The organism is Gordonia sp. UBA5067, assembly GCF_002414845.1.
Lineage (GTDB): Bacteria > Actinomycetota > Actinomycetes > Mycobacteriales > Mycobacteriaceae > Gordonia > Gordonia defluvii.
Genome location: NZ_DIAX01000057.1, coordinates 17802 through 26795 on the forward strand (window position 1 = coordinate 17802; position 8994 = coordinate 26795).

Here is an 8994-nt window from a genome sequence, read left to right on the forward strand (position 1 = left end):
TCGAGCGCGAGCGCGGCATCACCATCAAGGCGCAGAATGTGCGCCTGCCGTGGCAGGTGACCGCCGACGACGGCACCACGACCGACTACGTCATCCATCTCATCGACACCCCGGGCCACGTCGACTTCACCTACGAGGTCAGCCGTGCGCTGGAGGCCTGCGAGGGGGCAGTGCTGCTGGTCGACGCGGCGCAGGGCATTGAGGCGCAGACCCTGGCCAACCTGTACCTGGCCATGGAGAACGAGCTGGAGATCATCCCGGTCCTCAATAAGATCGACCTGCCCGCGGCCGACCCGGACCGCTACGCCGCCGAGATCGCACACATCGTCGGGTGCGACCCCGACGATGTGTTGCGCGTCTCCGGTAAGACGGGAGTCGGGGTTTCCGAATTGCTCGATCGGGTGATCGAGCGGGTACCGGCCCCGGTCGGCGATCCCGACGCCCCCGCGCGCGCCATGATCTTCGACTCGGTCTACGACACCTATCGCGGCGTGGTCACCTACGTCCGCGTCGTCGACGGCAGGATCGTGCCCCGCGAGAAGATCGCGATGATGTCGACCGGCGCCACACACGAGTTGCTCGAAGTCGGCATCGTCTCGCCGGAACCGAAACCCACGCAGGGCCTCGGCGTCGGCGAGGTCGGATATCTCATCACCGGGGTGAAGGATGTCCGCCAGTCAAAGGTGGGCGATACCGTGACCAGTGCCCGCAAGAGCGCGCAGCAGGCCCTCACCGGCTATCGCGAGCCGGTGCCGATGGTCTACTCCGGGCTCTACCCGATCGACGGGTCGGATTATCCGGTGCTGCGCGAGGCACTGGAGAAGTTGCAACTCAACGATGCCGCCCTCACTTTCGAGCCGGAGACGTCGGTGGCCCTGGGCTTCGGGTTCCGGTGTGGATTCCTCGGCCTGCTGCACATGGAGATCACCCGCGAACGGCTGGAGCGCGAGTTCGGCCTGAATCTCATCTCCACCGCGCCCAACGTCGTCTACCGAGTGGTGATGGACGACGGCACCGAGCACATCGTCACCAATCCGTCGGATTGGCCGACAGGCAAGACCGGAAAGATCTTCGAACCCATCACCAAGACGACGATCATCGCGCCGAGCGAGTACATCGGCGCGATCATGGAGTTGTGCCAGGCGCGCCGCGGCGAGCTGGGCGGCATGGACTACCTGTCCGACACTCGCGTGGAGATCCGCTACACGCTGCCGATGGCCGAGATCATCTTCGACTTCTTCGACTCGCTGAAGTCGCGGACCCGCGGCTACGCGAGCCTGGACTATGAGGAGTCCGGGGAATCCGACGCCGATCTGGTGAAGGTCGACATTCTGCTGCAGGGCGAGGCCGTTGATGCGTTCAGCGCAATTGTGCACCGGGATGCCGCCTACGCCTACGGCAACAAGATGGCGCTCAAGCTGAAAGAATTGATTCCGCGCCAGCAGTTCGAGGTGCCGATTCAGGCGGCGATCGGCGCGAAGATCATCGCCCGCGAGAATATCCGGGCGATCCGCAAGGATGTGCTCGCCAAATGCTACGGCGGTGACATCAGCCGCAAGCGCAAGCTGCTCGAGAAGCAAAAAGAAGGCAAAAAGCGGATGAAGACGATTGGGCGCGTCGAGGTGCCGCAGGAGGCGTTCGTCGCCGCCCTGTCGTCGGATGCCACCGGGGACAAGCCCAAGGGGAAATAGCCCATGTCGCGTGCCGTGACCAATCCTGTACTCGAATCCAGCGCGCTCCCGTACGGGCTACCGGACTTCGCGGCGATCGCCGACGACGATTTCGAGCCCGCGATTATCGCGGCCATGGCGGCCCAGCGCGCCGAGATCGACGTGATCAGCACGAATCGAGAGTCCCCGACCTTCGTCAACACCGTTGTCGCCCTGGAAAACTCGGGTCAGGCGCTGACCCGGGCGTTGCGCACCTTCTACGGCACACTCGGGCCGGTGGCGACGCCCGGGCGCAACGACATCGCGGCGCGGCTCGCCCCGCAGCTGGCCAATCATCACAGCGCCATCCTTGCCGATCCGGCGCTCTTCGCCCGGGTGACGCAGGTGTGGGAGCAGCGTGCGGACCTGGGCCTGGACTCCGCCGAGTTCCGTTTGCTCGACCGGCGATACCGCGATGCGGTGCGCTCGGGGGCGCGCCTGGACGACTCCGGCCGCGAGGAGATGCGGGTCATCACCGCGCGGCTGGCCGACCTGACCACCGAGTTCGGACGCCTCGTCCTCGACGAGGCGAATGCGTCAGCGGTCCCGTTTGCCACCGAAGCCGAACTCGCAGGCCTGTCGTCGGGGGAACTGGGCGCGGCGCGCGCCCGGGCCGCCGAGGCCGGCGTCGACGGCTACCTCGTCGCGCTGGAACTTCCGACGAGCCAGGCGGCGGTCGCCGAACTTAACGCCCCGTCGGCCCGTAAGGCGGTGTTCGAGGCCTCTCTTGCGCGCGGTTCGCGCGGCAACGCGTTCGACACCCGTGCGCTGATCGCCGCGATCGTCGAACTTCGGGCGCGGCGCGCACAGCTCCTCGGCTACCCCGATCACGCCGCTTTCGTCATCGACGAGGAGACGGCACCGGATGTCGCAGCGGTCGACGAACTGCTGACGCGGCTGGTGGGGGCCGTGCAGCCGGCGGCCGCCGCCGAAGAGCAGGCGCTGCGCGCGCGGGCCGGTGGCGACCTCGCCGCGTCGGACTACACGTACTGGCTCGCCCGTGTGCAGCAGGAGCGGGCCGACGTGGACATCGAGGCGTTCGCACAGTACTGCGAACTGGACCGCGTTCTGCGGGACGGAGTGTTCTTCGCCGCTGAGAAGCTGTACGGACTGACCTTCGTGGCGCGCCCCGATCTCGCCGGATACCACCCCGACGTGCGGGTCTTCGAAGTTTTCGACGACGCCGGCGACGGGGTGGGCCTGTTCCTGGCGGACATGTATGCGCGGTCGACCAAACGTGGCGGCGCATGGATGACCTCGTTCGTCGATCAGTCGCGCGAGCTCGCCCTCAGGCCGGTCGTCGTCAACGTACTCAACATCCCGCAACCCGCGGAGGGGCAGCCGACACTGCTGAGTATCGACCAGGTGATGACGCTGTTCCACGAGTTCGGACACGCGTTGCACGGCCTGCTCTCCGACGTCCGGTTCGTCTCGCAGTCGGGCACCGCGGTACCGCGCGACTTCGTCGAGTTCCCTTCGCAGGTCAACGAGCACTGGGCGCTGCACCCAGCGGTCGTCGCCAACTACGCGCGCCACTTCGAGACCGGTGAGTCGGCACCGGAGGCTCTTGTCGAACAGGTCCGGGCCACCTCGGGGACCGAGACCGCGCACGCCACGGTCGAGTATCTCGGGGCGGCGATTGTCGACCTGCGCTGGCACCGGCTGAGCCCGGCGGAACTGGCCGACCTCGACCTGACGGCCCGGCCGGAGGGGTGGTCGTCGGTCGAGGCGGCGGCGCTCGCCGACGCAGGAGCCGCGACTGCGCTGATTCCGCCGCGCTACCGGGGGCCGTACTTCAACCACATCTTCGCCGGCGGATATTCGGCGGCGTACTACGCCTACATCTGGTCGGAGGTCCTCGACGCGGCGACCCGCGAATGGTTCGAGGCCAACGGCGGACTGCGGCGCGAGTCCGGGCAACGGTTCGTCGACGCGGTCTTGTCCAAGGGGGACAGCGTCGACCCGCTGGCCGCACACCGGGAACTGATCGGCGGCAGCGCCGCCGTCGAGCCGTTGTTGCGCCGACGGGGCCTGGCCTGAGCGGTCGCCGTTCGCGACTATGCTCGGGTGGGCGCGCCGAGCGCATTTCAATCACACTGATTCGGAAACGGAGGGGACGCGGTGTCAGGGTTTCTCTCCTGGTGGGATGGTGTGGAGGAGTGGCTGATCCGGCTGCCCTTCGTGCCACAACTGTTGGTGACCCTGATCGTCGTGGTGCCGCTGGCGATCATCGCCGCAATGGTGCTCTCCGAGGTTGTCGAGGTGGTCACCGGGCTCGCCGCGCGGCTGGGTGAGTTCACCGCCAAGACCTGGAAGGCGCAGTTCAGCGCCCGCTTCTCGGCCGATTTGGAGCCGCCCGACGACGGCGCGGCAGCATCGAACGCGTCGGGTCGTCCGACGGTGGGAGGGGAATCGTGAAGCGTTCGCCGGTCACCTGGGCCCTTCTGGGGCTCCTTGTCCTGGTCATCCTCGCCTGGCTGATCATCGGCTAGCACAGCTCCCGTGCACCCGCATCCCCGGCGGTGCCCGTCGTCGAGCCGACCACGGCACGCCGTACGGCCTTGTTACGTTGTGCCGGTCCCGGTGAACGACGACAAGTGAGGAGACCCCGTGACGACCAACTCGTTTCGGCGCCCGTGGGGGAGCCGCGCGGCACGTGCGGCGACCGTGGTGGTGGCGTGCAGCGTCACGGTCGGGGTTACCGCCTGCGGTGGCGGGTCCACCGATGAGCCCGGGGGCCAGAACATCTCGTCGGGCAACCGGCATATCAACCTGGTGGCGTACGCGGTCCCCAAGCCTGGGTTCGACCAAGTCATACCGGCTTTTCGGGCCACCCCGCAGGGCGATGGCATCGGCTTCTCGCAGAGCTACGGCGCCTCCGGCGACCAGTCGCGCAAGGTCGCCCGGCGGGTACCGGCCGACGTCGTGAACTTCTCGGTGGAACCCGACATCACCCGTCTGGTCAAGGAGGGGATTATCGACGTCGACTGGAAGTCGCGGGCGCCGAACAACAGCACCCCGTTCGGGTCGGTCGTCGTGCTGGTCGTGCGCAAGGGCAACCCCAAGAATGTTCGCGACTGGGATGACCTGCTCAAGCCCGGCGTCCAGGTGGTCACGCCGAATCCGGGAAGCTCGGGATCGGCGAAGTGGAACCTGTTGGCGCCGTTTGCCACGAAGAGCGACGGCGGCCGCAACGTGCGGGCCGGACTCGACTACGTCGCCGAGCTGGTGCGCGATCACATCACCGTGCAGCCCAAGTCGGGCCGGGAAGCGACGACGGCCTTCGAGCAGGGGCAGGGGGACGTCTTGATCAGCTACGAGAACGAGGCCATCATGCTCGACCGTGCGAACGCGACCACCAGCCGCGCCCACCAGGTCGAGTACGTGGTCCCGCCGCAGACTTTCAAGATCGAGAACCCGGTCGCCGTGGTCAACACCAGCACCGACAAGGTCGCCGCGAAATCGTTCGTCGACTTCCTCTTCACGCCACGCGCGCAGCGACTGTGGGCGCAGACCGGATTCCGGCCCGTCGTACCCGAGGTGGTCGCCGAAACCGCGCACTCCTTCCCCGGCCGGATCGACCGGCTGTGGACCATCGCCGAACTCGGCAAGGTTCTCGGCGCCGGTACCGCGGCGAAGAACGACGGCACGGATCTGGCCGGCTGGCAGGCGGTGGACGCCAAGCTCTTCGGAGCGAAGGGCGCCATCACCAAGATTTACAACTCCACCGGGGGCCACTCATGACCGCGGCAGTCGCCGCGGACTCGTCGGCGCCCAACGGATTCCTCGGCCGGTCGCGGACGTTCAACGGTGTCTCACCGGCGGGAGTCGGGGTCGCCTGGCTCTGGCTGAGCATCATCGTGCTGCTGCCGCTGGCCGCGATCACCGTCCAATCGTTCGGCGACGGATGGAGCGGCTTCTGGGAGGCGGTCACCGCGCGCAACGCGATCGACGCCCTGCTGATCACCGTCGGGGTGTCGGTCGTCGTCGCCCTCGTCAACGTCGTTTTCGGCACGCTGATCGCCTGGGTGCTGGTGCGCGACGACTTTCCGGGCAAGAGCGTCGTCAACGCGATCATCGACTTGCCCTTCGCGCTGCCGACGATCGTCGCCAGCCTCGTGCTGCTGTCGCTTTACGGGCCGAGTTCACCGATCGACATCGTGCTGAACGCTACCCGGCCGGCCCTGGTGATCGCGCTGACGTTCGTCACCCTGCCGTTCGTCGTGCGCCAGGTGCAGCCGGTGTTGCTCGAACTCGACACCGACGTCGAAGAGGCGGCCGCGGTGCTCGGCGCGAGCAATCGCCTCACCTTCACCAAGGTCGTGCTGCCCGCGCTGCTTCCGGCGATCCTCACCGGCGCCGGTCTCGCATTCACCCGGGCCATCGGCGAGTTCGGATCGGTTGTGCTGATCGGCGGAAACATCCCGGGAAAGACCCAGGTCGCCTCGCAGTACATCCAGCAGCAAATCGAGACTGACGAGCCGGTCAATGCGGCAGCCGTGTCGGTGGTGCTCCTCCTGATCGCCTTCGTCGTGTTGTTCGCGCTGCGGCTCGTCGGGCGACGACAGTCGGTGCGAGAGGACGATGACCGATGAAAGTTTCGCCATTCACCCGCTACGCGCTGCGAACCGTCGCGTTGCTCTACTTGTTCGTACTGCTCGTCGTCCCGGTCGGGCTGATCTTCTGGCGCTCCTTCGAACACGGATTGGGCCAATTCTGGGAGTGGATCACCACGCCCGCCGCCCTATCGGCGCTGCAGCTGAGCCTGCTGATCGTGGTCATCGTGGTCCCGCTGAACGTCGTATTCGGGGTGGCGACGGCCCTGGCGCTGGCGCGTGGCAACTTCCCCGGCAAAGGCCTGCTGCAATCGGTCGTCGACCTGCCCTTCGCGGTGTCGCCGGTGGTCGCCGGCGTCGCCCTGATCCTGTTGTGGGGACACGGCGGGTGGTTCGGTGGCGTCGAGAGCCTCGGCTTCCGGGTGATCTTCGGATTCCCCGGCCTGGTGCTGGCGACGTTGTTCGTGACCCTGCCGTTCGTCGTCCGCGAGGTCGAACCGGTGCTGCGGGAGATCGGAACCGAACAGGAGCAGGCGGCCGTCACGCTCGGCGCCAGCGGGTGGCAGACGTTCAGCCGCGTCACGCTCCCGGCCATCCGGTGGGGGTTGACCTACGGCGTCGTGTTGACGATCGCCCGTTCGCTCGGCGAGTACGGCGCGGTGACGATGGTGTCGTCGAACTTTCCCGGTGTGTCCCAGACCCTGACGCTGCTCGTGCACTCGCGCTACACCGACGACTACAACGAGTTCGGCGCCTATGCCGCGGCCACGCTGCTGATGGGCGTCGCCGTCCTGGTCCTGGTGGCGATGACACTCATCGAGCGGCGCGTCCGCAACCGCTACGCGCAGGCGAGCGGGTCGGCGGCACTGACCGAGAATGTGCCCGGTGCGCCCGCCCGGCCGCACGGCCTCGACCCCCAACTCCTCACGGAAGGCGTGTGACATGTCCATCTCGGTAATCGGGGCCAACAAGCGCTATGGCGACTTTGCGGCGCTGCACGATGTGTCGATCGACATCCCGGAGGGGTCGCTGACCTCGCTGCTCGGACCGTCCGGGTCGGGGAAGTCCACCCTGCTGCGAGCGATCGCCGGACTCGACAGCCTGGACTCGGGCACCGTCATCATCAACGGCAATGACGTCTCGGCGGCCTCCCCGCAAAAGCGGGACATCGGGTTCGTGTTCCAGCACTATGCCGCGTTCAAACACCTCACGGTGCGCGACAACATCGCTTTCGGGCTCAAGATCCGCAAACGGCCCAAGCGGGAGATCGACAAGAAGGTCGACGAGTTGCTCGACATCGTCGGTCTGACCGTGTTCCAGAAGCGCTTTCCCGCCCAGCTCTCCGGCGGCCAGCGGCAGCGGATGGCCCTGGCCCGTGCGTTGGCCGTCGATCCGCAGGTGCTGCTTCTCGACGAGCCGTTCGGCGCGCTCGACGCGAAGGTCCGCGAGGATCTGCGGAAGTGGCTGCGCCGCCTGCACGACGAGGTACATGTGACGACGGTGCTGGTGACCCACGATCAGGCGGAGGCGCTCGACGTGTCCGACCGCATCGCGGTCCTGAACCAGGGCCGCATCGAGCAGGTCGGTGCCCCGGACGACCTCTATGACCGGCCGGCCAATCCGTTCGTGGCCTCCTTCCTCGGCTCGACCGTTCGGGTCAACGGCGAACTGGTGCGCCCGCACGACATCCGGATCGGGCGCAATCCGGAGATCGCCCTGCCCGGTGGCGACGCGGCCCTGGACACCGGGGTGGTCAAAGCCACCGTCGCGCGCGTGGTCAATCTGGGATTCGAGACGCGCGTCGAGTTGCTCGCCGCCGCCACCGGCGACGAGTTCGCCGCGCAGATCACCAGAGGGGACCAGAACGCGCTGCATTTGCAGCCCGGGGAAACGGTCTACGCGCGCGCCACCAAGATTGCCGCCTTCGATCGGTAGAGGGTTGCAGCGGCGTTGCAACGGGAGGGGAATTCGGCGGCGCGTAGCGAGGATCACACCGGCGTGGAGTAGGACTGTCAGGAGACACTGACGAATTGAGGATCCATGACCAGCGTTGCCCGCGCCGCTTCGGGGCTCGATACCCCGTTGACCCCGCTGCATTTCTTGGTGCGGTCTGCCGACGTTCATCCGACCAAACTCGCGGTGATCGACGGCGGTCGCCGGCTGACCTATGCCGAACTGGCCGCCGACGTCCGGCGGCTGGCGAGCGCGCTGACGGCATCGGGAGTCAGGGCGGGGGACAAGGTCGCCTATCTGGCGAGCAATTCGCTGGAGTTGTTGAGCGCGCATTTCGCGGTGCCGCTCATCGGCGGTGTCCTGGTCGCCGTCAACACGCGGCTCGCGCCCGCCGAGGTGCGCTACATCTGCAACCATTCGAGGGCGGTCCTGCTGGTCGGTGATGCCGGCCTGTTGGCGGCGCTCGACGGGATCGAGTTCGACTCGGTCCGGGAGGTGGTGGAGACGCCGAGCCAGGACGGGGAGTACGACGGCGTCGCGCTGCGCTACGACGAGCTGATGGCGCGCGGCAATGCCGATGCGGTGTTCGACTGGGACGTCGACGACGAGAACGCGGTCATCTCCATCAACTACACCTCGGGCACCACCGGGCAGCCCAAGGGGGTCATGTACACCCATCGGGGCGCGTACCTGGCTTCGCTGGGCACCGCGATCACCCAGGGATTCTCAATCGACACCCGCTATCTGTGGACGTTGCCGATGTTCCACTGCAACGG

The 8994-nt window shown here is 67.2% G+C and carries 8 protein-coding genes; all 8 read left to right on the forward strand.

Annotated features, from left to right (window positions below; genetic code table 11):
• Nucleotides 1-1691: translation elongation factor 4 (gene lepA / locus B4M62_RS09480; protein ID WP_290707011.1), on the forward strand; the 1691-nt coding region annotated here is incomplete at its 5' end.
• A 3-nt stretch (nucleotides 1692-1694) separates the two neighbouring features.
• Nucleotides 1695-3749: a M3 family metallopeptidase gene (locus B4M62_RS09485; protein WP_290707013.1), complete on the forward strand. Its 2055-nt coding sequence runs from the start codon at nucleotides 1695-1697 to the stop codon at nucleotides 3747-3749.
• Nucleotides 3750-3830: 81 nt separating this feature from the next.
• On the forward strand, nucleotides 3831-4127 hold the full coding sequence (locus B4M62_RS09490) for a hypothetical protein (protein WP_290707106.1): 297 nt from the start codon (nucleotides 3831-3833) through the stop codon (nucleotides 4125-4127).
• A gap of 249 nt (nucleotides 4128-4376) precedes the next feature.
• Nucleotides 4377-5453, forward strand: coding sequence for a sulfate ABC transporter substrate-binding protein (locus B4M62_RS09495; protein WP_290707104.1), 1077 nt, complete (start codon nucleotides 4377-4379; stop codon nucleotides 5451-5453).
• On the forward strand, nucleotides 5450-6304 hold the full coding sequence (gene cysT, locus B4M62_RS09500) for a sulfate ABC transporter permease subunit CysT (RefSeq protein ID WP_290707015.1): 855 nt from the start codon (nucleotides 5450-5452) through the stop codon (nucleotides 6302-6304). The genes B4M62_RS09495 and cysT overlap by 4 nt, the downstream gene beginning before the upstream one ends.
• A complete protein-coding gene (gene cysW / locus B4M62_RS09505) occupies nucleotides 6301-7206 on the forward strand; it encodes a sulfate ABC transporter permease subunit CysW (protein ID WP_290707017.1) in 906 nt (301 codons plus the stop codon). The genes cysT and cysW overlap by 4 nt, the downstream gene beginning before the upstream one ends.
• A gap of 1 nt (nucleotide 7207) precedes the next feature.
• On the forward strand, nucleotides 7208-8200 hold the full coding sequence (locus tag B4M62_RS09510) for a sulfate/molybdate ABC transporter ATP-binding protein (protein ID WP_290707019.1): 993 nt from the start codon (nucleotides 7208-7210) through the stop codon (nucleotides 8198-8200).
• A gap of 105 nt (nucleotides 8201-8305) precedes the next feature.
• Nucleotides 8306-8994 (forward strand): AMP-binding protein (locus B4M62_RS09515; RefSeq protein ID WP_290707022.1); only part of this gene is annotated, 689 nt, incomplete at its 3' end.